The following is a 15,380-nucleotide window of genomic DNA, read 5'->3' as shown; positions in this document are numbered from 1 at the left end:
TATCCAGCACCTTTTTATTTTTCGATATTGTTCAAAGGTGACCAAGGATAATCTTCTAAATGTTCTTGTAATTCCTCTTTACGGTAACGATTAACCCGTAACACGGCCTGAACGGTCACCATAACAATTGGCAGCGTAAATATCAACACGCCGGTCAGTGCAATCAGATGCTCGCCTATCCACAGTGTAATCACCCAATTGAAGATGAGTACCGACAAATAAAGCACCGGGCCGAGCAGAGAACGGAATGGCATGGCAAACACCCCTTTCGGTATTTTCTCCTCGCGCCTCCGATCAATCTGCTGAAAAGCAGCCACTAGCAAGAAACTTGTCAGCAACCAACCGGCATAGTTTGAAATCGGCACACCAAAATGCAGTCCGGCTTCATAGTAGCCATATATCTGCCCAAGAAACCAGCGATTGCCCTGCAACGCCACCGGATCAATGATGATATCTAAAAATGTCTGCAGAAAAGCACCTAGCACTAAAACAGCCCATGAATGCCGGATCGCGCGCGTTTCCAGCGTAACCAGATCTGCGCCTTTCGTCGCTAAAGGTGACAGGATAAACAATGCCATCGTATAGCTGCAATAAGTTAGAAAAACATACGAGAGCGAATCAAAAAAAGGCACCCCCCAAACCCATAGCTCCTGATGACTGGTATCATCAATATAATAATACCAACCGTACGGAAACCCAGTGGTAATGGAAAGCTTCTCCGACGCAAAAGCAATCAGATAGCCAGAAATGGTAAATATCAAGGTCTTGCGCCAACCCACATGTGGGACACAAACCAGCAAAAATGCCGCAAAAAAAGCAAAAACATAAGGACGCATGACTATAGTGTCAATAGCGATATCAAGCATAAACAATTCCTAGGTAAATGAGCTTATTTGTGAAAATCATCCGATCTTGTTAACAAATAATTAGGAATAAAGAATTGCGAACAGACATGATGATGATTTATAGAAATTCTATTATATTCAATAAATTATTATAATAAATTTTGTTTGAAAGTTTTTAAATGGAAAATCTTGGTTTAAGCCTATTAATCGTTTTATCTGCCATCATAGCAAACTCATTTGAAGCCGTATGAACTGTATGTTAGAGAGCGCACAGAAAGAAAATCAGGATGGTCTAAAATGATCCTAGCGCTCATACTTCTTTTTAATGAGTCGACCGCACCAGTCAGGACGAATCTCATATCGTCTAGCCGGATGACTGGATCCGGACACCCAGTGCGCATCTCCCCTAACCCTCCTATCTGCGCACTGGGTGTTCACTCCAATTCTTTATCGATGTAATTCAACCAAGTAATTTGACGAGTAACTATTGAATACTCAGCGTAGCACAGCGTAACGAGACATGAAAAGATTCAGATTCATGCGTATCTTCTCAACAATTCTCACGCAATCCTTTTCATGAAAAACCAATCCAGTGTGCGGTTTCGTACAGATAGATTTTCTGCAGAATGAAAGAATAAAACCCAGAATTAATTTAGGTTTTGTCTTGCATCAGGATTATTTCTCGTTTACTTAATGACTTGATAGTGGAGAGATTCATATGGAGAAAAGAAAAATTTTATTTTTAACTTTACTGGGAGTGAGCGGCCTTGGCATAGGAATTAATAATGCCATCAGTCAAAACGATAATGTTCTGATAGTGAAAGAAAATGATGCGATTATGAATGCACAGACTAATAACCCAAGACCAGAGCAGAAAAAAAGTAAGCATGATCACTCTAATATTTTCGATGCTTCGAGCGCTCTACCTTCCTCTGATACATTTCAACAACAACCCGATAATGGAAAAATACTCGGATTTGATTTTTACCGAGATTCGCTCAATGCAAAAAAACCACAGCAAGCTTTTGAAGAAACGATGAAATCTGATATGGCAGAGCGGCCAAAGATTAGTAGAACTCAACAGGAGTTATTACAGAGTCGCTACGATCTTACCCCACGTTTCGACGCAGAGGTAACCATGACTCGTGGCAAACCCATTGCGGTCGGCCCAACTGCTGTATTGAAAGACAAAATGAGCTGGCAAAAACTTGCTGCAATGTCACCTGAAGAAATTCGCAAAAATAATCTATTTCCTTACCCTGCATTACCACATCCCAAACAGGTAACTGGCGGTCAGGTCTTTCCTCTTATGCAGATCTCGATGTTTCCTAGGTTAGAAAGGTTCGACGTAGAGTTTGATTTGCCGGAAGCTTTTTTGCCGGAGTTCCCCCCTGCTATTTTCCTTCAGAACAGGCCTGAATTAGGGGATGTTTCTCGCGGGGAGGTTGTTTCCATCAATAACTTTTATCGTTTATTCAAAGATATATTGACCCCGGTTCAGCTTACTGGATTGCAGATGCTGCTAACACCACTACCGCAGGAAGAATTCAATCCGACAGATGATCGTAAAAGCGCTCAACCCAGTCTTGGCGTGACCTGTTTTGATTGTCATGTTAATGGTCACACAACGGGACAATTTCATTTAAGCCCTGATATGCGTCCTCAGGAACGCCGAGCTCGCTTGGATACCACCAGTTTGCGCGGAGTATACAGTCAGCAGATTCATGGATCAAAACGCAGCTTGCGTTCGATTGAGGACTTCACAGAATTTGAATTCCGCACTGCTTATTTCAATGGCGACCCAATACATGCAATGAAAAAAGGATTCCCGATGATTGATCGGATCCATGTGAGTCATATGGCACAGTTTCAAAACATGTTGGATTTTCCGCCCGCTCCAAAATTAGATAGCCAAGGCCGACTGGATTCCTCAAAAGCGACTGAAAAAGAGATTCGGGGTGAAAGTATCTTTTTGGGTAAAGGGCAATGCGGAAATTGCCATCAACCGCCTGCATTCCTCGACAATCAAATGCATGACCTGAAACTTGAACGCTTCTTGAACGAACCGGGCGATGGACCAATAAAAACTTTTACACTTCGTGGTATTAAAGACAGCCCTCCTTATCTACACGATGGTCGTCTGCTTACCCTGGAAGATACGGTCGAATTTTTCAACTTGGTATTACAACTTAAATTAACGGACGAAGAGAAATCCGATCTTGTCGCATACATGAAACAACTCTAACCTGAGTTTTCTCTGGTTTTACCAGCAATTTATGTAATGAAATAGGTAAAAAAATGATTGCCATGAAATGGTTTGGAGTTTCTCTCCTTGCAATGTTATTTCTCTTAATCGTATTGCTAATTTCATCACCAAATTTGAATTGGGCACGAGAGATTGTGACACAACAAATTAGTGATAAGACGGGCCGTAATCTTACTATTAAAGGTAATTTTGCAATCGACTGGTCTTTAACGCCACTGATTAGAATGGAGCAAATACAGTTCCAAAATGCCGACTGGAGCGAGCAACCCAACATGGTGGAACTTGCCGCACTGGACATGCGCATCGATTTGATTGAGCTTCTCAAAGGGCGCATGCTATTTCCCGAGATTACCCTTACCAAGCCGCATATTATTTTACAGAAATCATCCAAAGGGGAGCGAAACTGGAATTTGCAGATTGCTGCAAATGATCCTAAGAGTAAAACAGAAATGCCCCTCATTGAGCGTTTACGGATTGTAGAAGGTCACCTTAACTACAAGGATTTAACAACTGATACAGAAATTACCACGACTTTCGCAACAATTATGAGTGCAGCTCGCGATGAAGAGCTCACGGAATTGCAAGCCCAGGGAAAGCTGAATGGGCATCCATTACTAGTAAATTTAAATGCGGGTCCTTTAGTTGCTTTGAGGGAAGCTGAAATACCCTACCCACTGACCTTAAGTTTGCAATCCGGGGAAACCAGCATCAAAGTGGAAGGCACACTGATACAACCTCTGCAGCTCAAAGGCCTTGATTTGCAATTTTTAATGCAAGGCTCTAACCCAGATCAATTATCACAAATCCTGAGATTACCCATGCCTAGCTTACCCCCTTATCGGCTGAAAGGTGATTTGTCGCATCATGAAAATTTGTGGCAAATTAGAAATTTGAATGGCCGTGTGGGTGATAGTGATCTTGCCGGAACAATCAGTGTGAAGCTAGGCGAAGCAGTGCCTTTTATAATGGCCGATCTAAAATCAGAAAAAATAGACTTGGATGATCTTGGACCATTAATTGGTCTTTCGCCCGATACGGGGCTTGAGGAAACTGCATCTTTAACTCAGCAGAAAAAAGTAAAACGAGAAACTACGAGTCCGTTCATTCTACCCAGCGATCCTATCGTTTTTAAGGAACTACAGACTATCAATGCCGACATCTCTTTACGCAGCAAACGAGTTAAATCAAAACTACCAGTGGATGATCTCTTCATGCAGGTGATCATTGATAACGGCAATCTCAAGCTTGCACCTCTGGATTTTGGCGTCGCTAATGGAAATATCCGAGCACGTTTTGAATTAAACACAAGTTCGAAACCCGTTAAAAGCAAAATCGAGGCTGAAATACGTTACGTACAATTAGGAGAAATATTACGTCGTTTTGAAATTGCTGATGAAAGCGCTGGATTAGTGGGAGGTCAAGTTATGTTCTGGTTCAAAGGAGATGCCATTGCAGAAATGTTAGCATCAGCTGATGGCGGATTGTTGATGCTGATGACCGGTGGGCAATTGGATAATCTGTTGGTCGAATTAGCCGGACTTGATATTGGCGAGGCGTTGGTATCGTTATTTGATAAAGACAACGAACCTAATATCAATTGTGCTTTTCTGGATTTTCCAATCAATAATGGGGTTTTGAATATGGATAATTTTATTGTAGATACGCAGGATACAATTTTTTTAAGTAAAGGAACCATTGATTTTAACAAGGAAAAGCTAAATTTGATTATTGATCCCAAACCGAAGGACTTAAGTGTTTTCTCGGCTCGCGCACCACTTCATATAGAAGGTACTTTCAAGAAGCCCACTTTTACTCCAGGCGCTTCGGCGATATTAAGGGGTGCAGCTTCACTTGCGCTGTTACCTTCAGCGCCCATCGTAAGCTTATATTCATTTCTCCAGCAAGATCAAGAAGAAAAAAAGACAGATAGTCAAAATATACGTTGTGCAGGTCTTGTGGATGCAGTTAATAAAGCACGCCAGTAGTGCTAATGGTTTTTCTGGAAACAATATGAGAAAGCAAATGACCTACAAAATGCTTCGCACTTGGATGATTGGATCTCTGTTTATTATATTTAGCATAGGTGGTTGTGCGAGTTTTAACCCTGATACGGTAGAAGAAGCTCCGCAACAAGATATAATTTTAGCCATGAGAGTAAAAGCAAAACTGATTGAAACAAAAGAGCTTAAGGCCGCTGCCATACATGTGGAAGCAGCAAATGGATTGGTGGTCATAAGTGGGTTTGTCGAAACTGAGTCTCAACGGCAATTAGCCACTTCGGTTGCTCAACAAGTTCCTAATGTAAAACAGGTTAATAACGAAATTAAAGTTAAATGAACGCAGATAGCTATCTAAAAAATGTAAAAACTCATGAATTTTTTCAATACCGCCATTAACTATAATTAATTATAATTAATTATAAAAAAATAGTAATCGCCCTTTTCGAGAAATTAAATAATGATAAATATCAATACTCTAATTAAAGAATATTCTATGGCCCGCAATCGCACTTTGGATCTAGTTGAGCCATTATTTGAAGAGGACTGCTGTGTTCAATCCTTACCGGATGCGAGTTCGATAAAATGGCATCTTGGTCATGTCACATGGTTCTTTGAAGCTTTTGTCCTCCAACATTACGAAAAACCATTCAAACCCTTTCAGCAAGAATTTCTCACCATGTTTAGCTCCTACAACGAATCAAATGTGCCTCATCCAGACCCAAAACGTGTTTTTTTTACTCGGCCTTCCTTGAAGACAACACGTGATTATTGCCAGAACATCGATGAGCGCATAAACAATCTGTTGAGAAAACTGACAGAAGATAATATGTTACAAATGATAACCACCCTTGGGATTCAACATGAATTTCAACACCAAGAACTTATGCTGGCAGATCTCAAGCACCTTTTATCAAAAAACCCATTGAATCCAATTTATCAACCTAAAAACAACTTGCAAATAACAACCTCAAACATGGCAGATCCATTAGAGTGGCGTAATTTTGAAGGGGGCCTAATAGAAATAGGTTATGAGGGAAAAGGATTTAGCTATGACAATGAGTCGCCACGTCACAAGCAGTATCTTTACCCCTATCAATTGGCGTCACGTTTAGCCACGAATAGGGAATATATGCAATTTATTGAGGAAGATGGCTACAACGATCCTTGCTTTTGGTTTTCGGAAGGTTGGAAATGGATCAAATCAGTCGATTGTCGTCATCCACTTTACTGGCGGCACGAAGAAGGAGAGTGGAAAGAGTTTACCCTCCACGGACTCGTTCCATTGGATTTGGAGCTTGCAGTAACTCATCTGTCGTATTATGAAGCGAGTGCTTTTGCACAATGGCGTGATGCACGCTTACCAACCGAAGCGGAATGGGAAAATGCAGCATCCAAGCAAGAAATTGATGGAGACTTTGCCGATAACAATTATTTCCATCCTCGTCATACTACCATTAATACGAGCGTTAATATTAACGCGCTTTATGGTACCGTCTGGGAATGGACACAATCTAGCTACTCACCTTATCCTGGCTATAATCCAAAAAAATCCAACACTGACAAACCTAAATCTGACATTTGGGATATAGCCGTAGGTGAATATAATAGCGAGTCTATGGTAAATCAATATGTCTTGCGTGGCGGTTCTTGTATCACACCGAAAAAGCGCATCCGTTCGAGCATGCGTAACTTTCTTCCTGCTGAAGCACGCTGGCAGTTTTCCGGCATTCGTTTAGCACGTAATGAATAGGTATAAATAGAATAGATTTTTTGATTGTTATTCATATTTAGTCTAGGACCTTGATACTGAAGAGGCCCCGTAAATTCGAGCAGTCCAATACTTATCAAAGCTAAGCAGCAAACATTAAGGATATAACTGTCGAATGAAGCGAGCCCCCTTCTTAGTTAACTATTTTTGTGACATGATTTAATAGCCCGATCCAGAAGGGTTACTTGGACTTGTGCCTGAGGGAACATTTGCATTCGTTCCCGGCGCACTAGTTGGAGGAACTCCAGGCGACATAGGTATATTCGAGTTTACTCCTGTAGGATCGTTTGGGTTAACCATAGCAGGGCTATTAGGATTCACCTGGGAACCATCACGTGAGAGATCACGTGAAAGAGAATCGGATTGCGAACTTCCTGCTGAATCTCTGTCATTATTAATACTGTTTTGTGAATGAGGAGATTGGGACGACACAACCGTGCTCACTAACATAAAAATTGCACTCATAATAAATATCAATGCTGTTTTCTTTCCTTTAATCATGATATTAATCCTTCCGTTCTGTTAATAGGAGGAATAATGATGCAGGTTAAATATCATCCTCGTCTGTGCGCCACCGCACAAAATTAAAGCATGATTAGGAAGCTGGATTTAGCTACGCCAGTAAGTGGGTTAGCGCACATTCACAATGAACAATTCCTGCAATAATTTAACTGCGATTGTTAAGTAAAATTAAGAAAAACTTAATAAATCGTTTAGTTAGGATATCCACTAAGCGTTTGAATTTAAAATGCCTGGGAATATTTGTCTTTGTTAATTTATTTAGGAGAATTTTATCATGACACAACTCAACAACCGTTTCTTGACTTTTATTTTATCTATATTAATGGTTCTTTTCTTAAGCGCTAACTTCGCTCATGCAGGTGAAGCCGCGAGTGAAGCCGGAGAATATATTGATGACACCGTCATTACAACAAAAGTCAAAGCGGAAATTTTTAATGAACCCACACTAAAGACCTTTGAAATCAGTGTAGAGACTACGAAAGGTGTTGTTAATCTGAGTGGTTCAGTTAGCAGCCAAGCCGACATCGACCGGGCAGTTGAGATTACACGCAGGGTTAGTGGCGTGACCGCCGTTGAGAACAATATGAGCGTTAAATAAGTAATTACTGCATTGACGGCTAGTCAATGCAGTAAAACCAAATTCGTCAGTGTGAGATTTTAAATTCATCACATTAGAGCTTAAAGCAGTCGATTTCTTCCAAAAAATACTCCCTGAGCAGATCACGAAAACCCTTTATTGAAATAGCCCCCATCATCTATGATTTAATTCGGCGACTATCAACGCTATACGCACCTGCACCATGAACCATCAGCAACATGAGTCCGCCAGTTATAGCAATGTTTTTCATAAACATGATCATCTGGATTTGATCGGAAATGTTATTGTGAAAAATTACCGCAGCCACGAGAGTAAACGCAGCCAATATCATCGATGCCAGCTTAGTTTGCCAGCCCAGCACAATGGCTAAGCCACCCAATACTTCAAGAGCTATCACCAGCGGCAATAACATGCCCGGTACCCCCATCGCATCCATATAGCCTTGCGTGCCTTCGTATCCACTGATCTTGAGCAGGCCAGAAATCAAAAAGATCTGTCCAAGGAATATTCGCGCAACTAATTGACTGATTTTATCCATTTGTATCTCCTTGTTATTGATTTCAATGATCGCGCTTGATCCAGGCACGATCACGCACAAAATTATTCGTTTGAAAATCTTGCATTGCCTGATCAATTTGCTCCCGGGTATTCATCACAAACGGGCCATATCGGGCAATCGGCTCATGAATCGGTTTACCGCTGATGACGATCAATCGCGCCCCTTTTTTTCCTGCAATAAAGTTAAATGAATGATCATCAGTATTCAGGGTAACAAGGGAATGCAGCGGTACAATTTGTTCATTGAGCTTCCCGTCTCCTTCAAATACATAAAGCAAACTATTATTGTCGATTGGCAAGTGATGCTGAAAACCCTTTCCAGGTTTTACTTGTACGTCAAAATAAGTCACCTCCGTGAGGTTATCCACAATCGGCGCTTGTGTATCGGCAAAGCGTCCGATCAAAACTTTCAGCGTATAATCGGGGTTCTCCACGACAGGAAAAGCTTCTGCGGAATATTCCTGATATTCAGGATGATCCATTTTATTGGCTGCAGGCAGGTTGATCCACAATTGAAATCCGCGCAACAAACCATTTTCTTGCTTTGGCATTTCGGAATGGATAACGCCACTGGCAGCTTTCATCCACTGGGCAGTACCGGGTCCCAAGTCACCACTATTGCCCATATTATCCTGATGTGCCATATGGCCATTAATAATATACGTAAATGTAGTGAACCCGCGATGCGGATGAGCCGGGAATCCGGCACTGTAATCATCCGGATTATTACTGCTGATATGATCCAGGAGCAGGAACGGATCGTAATCGCGCAGCACTGGAGTGCCGATCGTGCGGTACACGGTAACACCGGCACCTTCCGGCACGGCCACTGCCGGGATTATTCGTGAAGAATTCATGATTGCATCCATTATTTTCTCCTTTTCGGTAAAAATTGTTAGGTCATAGCTCAGGGAGCATTATCATCGTTGCTGTAATAAGAATAAATAGTCATAATTAGAAATTACTGTTCCTGTATCAGCAACAATCAATTAGAAATGAATCGATTTGAAAATATGAATGCGTTTGTGCGCGTTGTTGAAGCCGGCAGCATTAGCGCTGCTGCAGATCGCATGGATGTGGCAAAGTCAATGGTTAGCCGACGTTTAAAAGAACTTGAGGAACACCTCGGTGTGGAATTGTTTCATCGCACAACGCGGCAAATGAATTTGACCGATAGCGGGCGTGCTTTTTATCAACAATCCGTACGTATACTTGCAGACATTCTCGAAGCCGAATATGCCACTTCGCAATTTTACGGCGCTTTAAGAGGCAGCCTAAAAATTGCTCTACCGTTGAGTTTTGGGTTGATGCACTTGGGGCCTGCTATCAACGAGTTTGTGCAAGCCCACCCGGAAATTACATTTGATTTGGATTTTAATGATCGACAGGTCGATATATTGACCGAAGGCTTTGATCTGGCTATTCGCATTGCCAGCTTATCAGACTCCAGTCTGATCGCGCGCCGTCTTGCTCCTATTCAAGCCATTATGTGCGCGAGCCCGGCATATCTCGAACACATGGGTGAACCACAATCGCCGGAAGAACTTATTAGTCACCGATGTCTGGTTTACAACTTGATCAGTAATTTCGAAAACTGGAACTTGTACGATACCCAAGGTCAGCTGGTCAAAACCAAAATAATGCCCTACTTAAAAGCCAGCAATGGTGAATTTCTTCGCGATGCTGCTGTTGACGGCTTGGGTATCATACTAATGCCCACATTTATCTTGCATAAAGAAATTGAAAGCGGTGCGTTGAAACCACTATTGACTGAGTACAAACCTTCACCACTCGCCGCCTATGCTATTTACCCACAAACTCGCCATCTTTCTCAGCGAGTTAGAGCGTTTGTAGAATTTTTAATCAAGCGATTTGAAGGATTACCCTATTGGGATTTGTGTTTGAAGAATTTAAACAACGCATCTGAAAATTCTATTAAGTAAGACCTATAATTTACCCAGATTACCTATTCTTGCATGATAAAATTAACACCAACAAGAAAATCGATTTCTTCAACTCAATACACTAATCAATCACAGTTCATCTTCAATGATACAGCTCACCATTAATGGACAACCGCAACAATTTGAATCACCGATTAACGTAACGCAGCTGGTTGACCATCTTGCATTGCACGGTAAACGCATTGCTATTGAGCGCAATGGCGAAATTATTCCGCGCAGTCAATTCTCTGAACAACTGCTGATTCATGGTGATCAGTTGGAGGTGGTTGTGGCTGTCGGTGGCGGTTAGACATCATTTTTACAAATAACCTTTAATACAAAAAGAATTTCATGGATAACTTAGTTATTGCCGGTAAAACGTACACCTCCCGCTTACTAGTTGGCACAGGCAAATACAAAGACTTCAACGAAACGCGCGCAGCCGTTGAAGCCAGCGGCGCAGAAATCATCACGGTCGCGATCCGGCGCACGAATATCGGGCAAAATGCTAACGAACCGAATCTGCTGGAAGTTTTGCCCCCCTCCCAATACACTTTATTACCCAACACGGCGGGCTGTTATACCCTTGATGATGCAGTGCGTACACTGCGTCTGGCGCGTGAATTACTGGATGGTCACAGCCTGGTCAAACTGGAAGTGCTGGGCGATCCGAAAACACTGTATCCGAACATGGTGGAAACTCTCAAAGCCGCAGAAATCCTGATCAAGGAAGATTTCCAGGTGATGGTGTATACCTCGGATGATCCGATCATTGCCAAACAATTGGAGGACATGGGTTGCGTCGCCGTGATGCCGCTGGCTTCATTAATTGGCTCCGGCATGGGCATTCTGAATCCGTGGAATCTGCAGATTATCATCGACAATGCAAAAATCCCGGTGTTGGTCGATGCCGGTGTCGGCACAGCATCCGATGCCACGATTGCGATGGAACTCGGTTGCGATGGCGTGCTGATGAACACAGCCATTGCCGCAGCCAAAAGCCCGATATTAATGGCATCCGCCATGCGCAAAGCTGTTGAAGCCGGACGCGAAGCTTATCTGGCCGGACGCATGGCAAAAAAACTCTACAGCGCCAGTCCCAGTTCGCCCCCGGAAGGCGTCATCGCTCAAACAGAAAAAATCACAAAAAGATCGGCAAGCAACAAACCCCGCTAATCTAAGACCCGCTGCCGCCAATCCATCAGCCTATGCAACAAACCATTCGCAGCTTTGTTCTTCGTCAAGGACGCTTATCTAATGCACAACGTCGCGCATGTGAGACATTGCTGCCGCGGTATGGCATTCCATTCAGCGAAAACTTATTGGATCTGAACCATATTTTTGGCCGCCAATCGCCTAAAGTTTTGGAAATTGGATTCGGCATGGGAGAAAGCACCGCAACGATTGCACAGGCGCACCCTAAAAATGATTATCTCGGCATTGAAGTGCATACGCCTGGTGTAGGTAGTCTGCTGAATCAAATCGAACAACTAGAATTGACAAACTTACGCATCATTCAGCATGATGCCGTAGAAGTTTTTCAACACATGCTCCACGCCGAATGCTTAGATGGCATTCACATCTTTTTTCCCGATCCCTGGCCAAAAGCCAGACATCATAAGCGAAGATTAATCCAGCCTGCTCTGGTCTCCCGTCTAAGTGCACATTTGAAATCAGGAGGATATATTCATGTAGCCACCGATTGGGAAGATTACGCCGTACAAATTCTGCACGTCTTGGACCAGGAACCACAGCTCATCAATACCGCAACTGATTATGCACCACGCCCGGAATACCGGCCACTGACTAAGTTCGAACAAAGAGGACTCAAACTCGGGTATGGCGTTTGGGATTTGATATTTCTGAAAAGCTGAATTCCCTATTGCAGCATTCAGTAGAATATATCCTGTGCGATTTTTGTTCTTAGGCAGAAAGTTAACCCACGAAAATATGCCTTAGCATCAGCTACAATAGATGCTTACCAAAATAGCAATTCTGCTGATGTTCTATGACTATGTACACGCGACATGGCAAAAACAATGAAAATCACCATCTAATATTTTTATCTGAGAAATGTTCATGGTCTCTAAAACCAGTTCTTTACTTTTCAGCATGGGCATATTCGCTGTTATGTGCTCCAGCGCACTTGGCGAAATGTCCTGTCGGTTAGATGCACAACAGGGAATTGGTGCATTGGGTCGAATAGAGCCGCGCTCACGGATAATAAAAGTGTCTCATAATGCGGGCCCCGAAGGAGCTCGCGTGGAACGACTGTTTTTTCAGGAAACCAACTCAGCCAAAGCAGGAGAGAAATTAGCCATTCTCTCGGAACACGTTAAGAGAAAAGCTGAAGTTGAAGCAGCTAAAATGCGAATCAAGGTATTCGAAGCGCAACGAGACCTGGAGCAGACCACGCTAGCTTTTAACAAAAGAGAACATGTACGTCATCAATCACTTGAATTAAGCTCTGCGGTCAGCATCTCCCTTGCGGATGCTAAACAGCTGGCATTTGAGCAATCTGCGGCGAACCTTAAACGATTATCGGCTGAAATTGCACGTGCGCAATCCGAACTGAATGTTGCTCAAGCAGAGCTGGAAAATACGCTGATCTACGCACCGATCACCGGCACGATCATGAAAATATTCACTCGACCTGGCGAGCGAATCGGTGATAACGGACTGTTGGAAATGGCAGATTTATCCCAGCTCGATGTGGTTGCAGAAGTCTATGAATCAGAATTGCCACAAGTGGAAATAGGTCAGCAAGGATGTATCACAGCTACCGGTTTCAAACGAAGTTACAACGCACAGGTCAGGGAACTGGGTTTCCAAGTCAGGAAGAATGATTTGAACGATACCGATCCATTGGCGGACCGGGACAATCGCATTATCGAAGTGCGGCTTACCTTGGAACCTGAAGCGGCGGCTGACTTACGGCACCAAATTTTTCGCCAAGTTAAGGTGCGGATAATTCCGTGAACCGGTTTGGCTGGCTGTATTTTCCCGCCCGCCTGGCTTGGCGGCAGCTTGTTTTTGATCGAACTAAACTGGTAGCGGCTATTTGCGGTGTATTGTTTGCTTGCGTACTGGTGTTCATGCAACTGGGATTCAAAGATACGTTATACGCCAGCGCAGCTTCTGCTCCATTAAAACTGGATGGCGATTTGTTTTTGATGCACAAGCAAAGCGAAGCCATGTGGCGCCCCATTCAATTTAAACGCAGTGAACTTATGCGTGTACTGGGAAACCCTGCAGTTGCTGAAGCTTATCCGTTGTATCTGGGGCTCGCGCCGCTTAAAAATATTCAAACTCAGGCTAAGCGAACCTTGATGGTCTATGGCTTCGATCCGGATTCCCTGATATTCAATGTCGATTCGGCCAGAAACAGGCATGTCGAATTAAGACTGAAAGATACGGTACTATTCGACGAATACTCGCGCCCTGAATTCGGGCCGGTCCGTCAGTTGTTGGAAGCAGGCCGGAATATGACAGAAATCAATGACTATAAAGTCACTATTATCGGATTGTTCCAGCTGGGCGTGTCTTTTGCCGCCGATGGTAACGTGATAACCAGCGACTTGAATTTCATGCGTATTTTTCCCAGAAGAAATCTCGATGATATCGACATGGGAATGATTAGGCTAAATCCTGGAGCATCGGTCGAACATGTACAAGCCGAGCTTAAAAGCCATCTCAATGAATTCGTCAATGTGTTTACTTATGAAGAATTGTTGCGTCACGAGAAGGATTACTGGGCCAATACGGCGCCGATAGGGTTCATTTTTGGTTTTGGTACCGTTATGGGCTGGGTTGTTGGCTTGGTCATTGTCTATCAGATTCTTTTTACCGACATTGCCAATCATCGCAATGAGTTTGCCACATTGAAAGCCATGGGATACGAACAGGGTTATTTTGTCCGTGTGGTATTTGCTTCAGCATCCTTTCTGGCAGTGTTGGGATTTATTCCCGGTTATCTGCTTTCTCTGGGATTATACAACTTGGCGGAATCACAAATGTACATGCCTATGCCGATGCTTATCAGTAAAGTCATCACCGTGTTTATGTTTATCCTTTCTATGTGCTTTATGGCTGGGTTACTCGCCATACGCAAGTTAAAAGACGCCGATCCAGCCGACATGTTCTGATGTCAAACGTCATTGAAGTTGATCATCTAAATTTTAGTTTTGGTAGTGGTGCTTTAACGCAGCCGGTGCTAAAGGACGTGACAATTTCGCTTGAAGAAGGTGAAATAGTTCTGATAACCGGGCCTTCCGGTTCGGGCAAAACAACCTTTCTTACCATTATCGGTGGCCTGCGTCAGGCTTTACACGGTAGTGTGAAGGTGCTGGGGCACCAGTTTATTAATAGCAATGAACAGATTAAAGTAAAAACTCGCCAACAGATTGGCTACATTTTTCAGCAGCACAATTTGCTTAAATCCCTTACTGCGTTGCAAAACGTCTGCATGACCTTAGAGATTAACACCACGATGACTGAACAGCAAAGATATGACCGAGCTGCAGAAATGCTGATCGCCGTGGGACTTAGCGATCGGCTGAATTACAAACCAGATCAGCTTTACGGTGGGCAGCGACAGCGCGTTTCCATCGCCAGAGCACTGGTCGGACAACCTAAAATTATCCTAGCTGATGAACCCACAGCTTCATTGGATAAGCAAAGCGGCTACGAAGCCGTCAGCCTCGTGAAACGCTTAGCCAAGGAATCACAAACCACCATTTTGTTGGTGACGCACGATTACCGCATTCTGGATATTGCTGATCGAGTGGTCGAATTAGAAGATGGGATGATTAAGTAGAAGGAAAGTTACCAAATATTATTCTTAACGACTCATTCTAATGGTCTAGACTTAAAGTAGCTTC

General features: G+C 43.1%; 16 protein-coding genes. 12 read left to right on the top strand and 4 right to left on the bottom strand.

Going from position 1 to position 15,380, the window contains the following annotated elements:
* Positions 1 to 14: 14 nt before the first annotated feature.
* Positions 15 to 866 (bottom strand): carotenoid biosynthesis protein, encoded by an 852-nt coding sequence (locus K2Q13_RS02435; protein WP_292919067.1) that lies wholly within the window; start codon positions 864 to 866, stop codon positions 15 to 17.
* A gap of 697 nt (positions 867 to 1,563) precedes the next feature.
* Between K2Q13_RS02435 and K2Q13_RS02430 the strand changes: the two genes are divergently transcribed.
* The 4 genes from K2Q13_RS02430 to egtB all read left to right on the top strand — a co-directional run bounded on the left by K2Q13_RS02430 (position 1,564) and on the right by egtB (position 6,861).
* On the top strand, positions 1,564 to 3,090 hold the full coding sequence (locus K2Q13_RS02430) for a cytochrome B6 (RefSeq protein WP_292919066.1): 1,527 nt from the start codon (positions 1,564 to 1,566) through the stop codon (positions 3,088 to 3,090).
* A gap of 53 nt (positions 3,091 to 3,143) precedes the next feature.
* Positions 3,144 to 5,096: an AsmA family protein gene (locus K2Q13_RS02425; protein WP_292919065.1), complete on the top strand. Its 1,953-nt coding sequence runs from the start codon at positions 3,144 to 3,146 to the stop codon at positions 5,094 to 5,096.
* Between the two features lie 37 nt (positions 5,097 to 5,133).
* The gene (locus K2Q13_RS02420) at positions 5,134 to 5,448 is read left to right on the top strand and encodes a BON domain-containing protein (RefSeq protein WP_292919064.1); all 315 of its coding nucleotides are present in this window, start codon (positions 5,134 to 5,136) and stop codon (positions 5,446 to 5,448) included.
* 120 nt (positions 5,449 to 5,568) lie between these two features.
* Positions 5,569 to 6,861 carry an ergothioneine biosynthesis protein EgtB gene (gene egtB / locus K2Q13_RS02415; RefSeq protein ID WP_292919063.1) on the top strand — a complete coding sequence of 431 codons (1,293 nt, stop codon included), beginning with the start codon at positions 5,569 to 5,571 and terminating at the stop codon, positions 6,859 to 6,861.
* A gap of 177 nt (positions 6,862 to 7,038) precedes the next feature.
* Here egtB and K2Q13_RS02410 read toward each other — a convergent pair whose 3' ends face one another.
* Positions 7,039 to 7,380 carry a hypothetical protein gene (locus tag K2Q13_RS02410; protein ID WP_292919062.1) on the bottom strand — a complete coding sequence of 114 codons (342 nt, stop codon included), beginning with the start codon at positions 7,378 to 7,380 and terminating at the stop codon, positions 7,039 to 7,041.
* A 295-nt stretch (positions 7,381 to 7,675) separates the two neighbouring features.
* Between K2Q13_RS02410 and K2Q13_RS02405 the strand changes: the two genes are divergently transcribed.
* Entirely contained in the window at positions 7,676 to 7,999 is a 324-nt protein-coding gene (locus K2Q13_RS02405) for a BON domain-containing protein (protein ID WP_292919061.1), read from the top strand.
* Between the two features lie 157 nt (positions 8,000 to 8,156).
* Here the strand turns inward: K2Q13_RS02405 and K2Q13_RS02400 are convergent, their stop codons facing one another.
* Together K2Q13_RS02400 and K2Q13_RS02395 are read right to left on the bottom strand one after the other, a co-directional pair.
* Positions 8,157 to 8,537, bottom strand: a complete 381-nt coding sequence (locus K2Q13_RS02400) for a DoxX family protein (RefSeq protein WP_292919060.1) — start codon at positions 8,535 to 8,537, stop codon at positions 8,157 to 8,159.
* Between the two features lie 22 nt (positions 8,538 to 8,559).
* Positions 8,560 to 9,426, bottom strand: a complete 867-nt coding sequence (locus K2Q13_RS02395) for a pirin family protein (RefSeq protein WP_292919059.1) — start codon at positions 9,424 to 9,426, stop codon at positions 8,560 to 8,562.
* A 126-nt stretch (positions 9,427 to 9,552) separates the two neighbouring features.
* Here K2Q13_RS02395 and K2Q13_RS02390 point away from each other — a divergent pair, with 126 nt between their 5' ends.
* From K2Q13_RS02390 to K2Q13_RS02360, 7 genes are all read left to right on the top strand, one after another.
* Positions 9,553 to 10,500, top strand: coding sequence for a LysR family transcriptional regulator (locus K2Q13_RS02390; RefSeq protein WP_292919058.1), 948 nt, complete (start codon positions 9,553 to 9,555; stop codon positions 10,498 to 10,500).
* 106 nt (positions 10,501 to 10,606) lie between these two features.
* On the top strand, positions 10,607 to 10,810 hold the full coding sequence (gene thiS / locus K2Q13_RS02385) for a sulfur carrier protein ThiS (RefSeq protein WP_292919057.1): 204 nt from the start codon (positions 10,607 to 10,609) through the stop codon (positions 10,808 to 10,810).
* 41 nt (positions 10,811 to 10,851) lie between these two features.
* Positions 10,852 to 11,676, top strand: coding sequence for a thiazole synthase (locus K2Q13_RS02380; RefSeq protein WP_292919056.1), 825 nt, complete (start codon positions 10,852 to 10,854; stop codon positions 11,674 to 11,676).
* A gap of 32 nt (positions 11,677 to 11,708) precedes the next feature.
* Complete coding sequence (trmB, locus tag K2Q13_RS02375; RefSeq protein ID WP_292919055.1) at positions 11,709 to 12,374, top strand: tRNA (guanosine(46)-N7)-methyltransferase TrmB; 666 nt, start codon at positions 11,709 to 11,711, stop codon at positions 12,372 to 12,374.
* Positions 12,375 to 12,579: 205 nt separating this feature from the next.
* Positions 12,580 to 13,479: an efflux RND transporter periplasmic adaptor subunit gene (locus K2Q13_RS02370; RefSeq protein WP_292919054.1), complete on the top strand. Its 900-nt coding sequence runs from the start codon at positions 12,580 to 12,582 to the stop codon at positions 13,477 to 13,479.
* Positions 13,476 to 14,645: an ABC transporter permease DevC gene (gene devC, locus K2Q13_RS02365; protein WP_292919053.1), complete on the top strand. Its 1,170-nt coding sequence runs from the start codon at positions 13,476 to 13,478 to the stop codon at positions 14,643 to 14,645. Before K2Q13_RS02370 ends, devC begins: the two co-directional genes overlap by 4 nt.
* Entirely contained in the window at positions 14,645 to 15,316 is a 672-nt protein-coding gene (locus K2Q13_RS02360) for an ATP-binding cassette domain-containing protein (RefSeq protein WP_292919052.1), read from the top strand. The genes devC and K2Q13_RS02360 overlap by 1 nt, the downstream gene beginning before the upstream one ends.
* Positions 15,317 to 15,380: the final 64 nt, after the last annotated feature.

It is taken from the genome of Nitrosomonas sp., assembly GCF_019752095.1.
Taxonomy (GTDB): Bacteria; Pseudomonadota; Gammaproteobacteria; order Burkholderiales; family Nitrosomonadaceae; genus Nitrosomonas.
The sequence above is the reverse complement of the archived record's forward strand: the minus strand, read 5'-3'. Positions and strand labels throughout refer to the sequence as shown.

Excerpts from the sequence above, each read along its gene's own strand:
- K2Q13_RS02435 (WP_292919067.1), bottom strand. The coding sequence starts at position 866 with ATGCTTGATATCGCTATTGACACTATAGTCATGCGTCCTTATGTTTTT.
- K2Q13_RS02430 (WP_292919066.1), top strand. The coding sequence starts at position 1,564 with ATGGAGAAAAGAAAAATTTTATTTTTAACTTTACTGGGAGTGAGCGGC.
- K2Q13_RS02425 (WP_292919065.1), top strand. The coding sequence starts at position 3,144 with ATGATTGCCATGAAATGGTTTGGAGTTTCTCTCCTTGCAATGTTATTT.
- K2Q13_RS02420 (WP_292919064.1), top strand. The coding sequence starts at position 5,134 with ATGACCTACAAAATGCTTCGCACTTGGATGATTGGATCTCTGTTTATT.
- egtB (WP_292919063.1), top strand. The coding sequence starts at position 5,569 with ATGATAAATATCAATACTCTAATTAAAGAATATTCTATGGCCCGCAAT.
- K2Q13_RS02410 (WP_292919062.1), bottom strand. The coding sequence starts at position 7,380 with ATGATTAAAGGAAAGAAAACAGCATTGATATTTATTATGAGTGCAATT.
- K2Q13_RS02405 (WP_292919061.1), top strand. The coding sequence starts at position 7,676 with ATGACACAACTCAACAACCGTTTCTTGACTTTTATTTTATCTATATTA.
- K2Q13_RS02400 (WP_292919060.1), bottom strand. The coding sequence starts at position 8,537 with ATGGATAAAATCAGTCAATTAGTTGCGCGAATATTCCTTGGACAGATC.
- K2Q13_RS02395 (WP_292919059.1), bottom strand. The coding sequence starts at position 9,426 with ATGGATGCAATCATGAATTCTTCACGAATAATCCCGGCAGTGGCCGTG.
- K2Q13_RS02390 (WP_292919058.1), top strand. The coding sequence starts at position 9,553 with ATGAATCGATTTGAAAATATGAATGCGTTTGTGCGCGTTGTTGAAGCC.
- thiS (WP_292919057.1), top strand. The coding sequence starts at position 10,607 with ATGATACAGCTCACCATTAATGGACAACCGCAACAATTTGAATCACCG.
- K2Q13_RS02380 (WP_292919056.1), top strand. The coding sequence starts at position 10,852 with ATGGATAACTTAGTTATTGCCGGTAAAACGTACACCTCCCGCTTACTA.
- trmB (WP_292919055.1), top strand. The coding sequence starts at position 11,709 with ATGCAACAAACCATTCGCAGCTTTGTTCTTCGTCAAGGACGCTTATCT.
- K2Q13_RS02370 (WP_292919054.1), top strand. The coding sequence starts at position 12,580 with ATGGTCTCTAAAACCAGTTCTTTACTTTTCAGCATGGGCATATTCGCT.
- K2Q13_RS02360 (WP_292919052.1), top strand. The coding sequence starts at position 14,645 with ATGTCAAACGTCATTGAAGTTGATCATCTAAATTTTAGTTTTGGTAGT.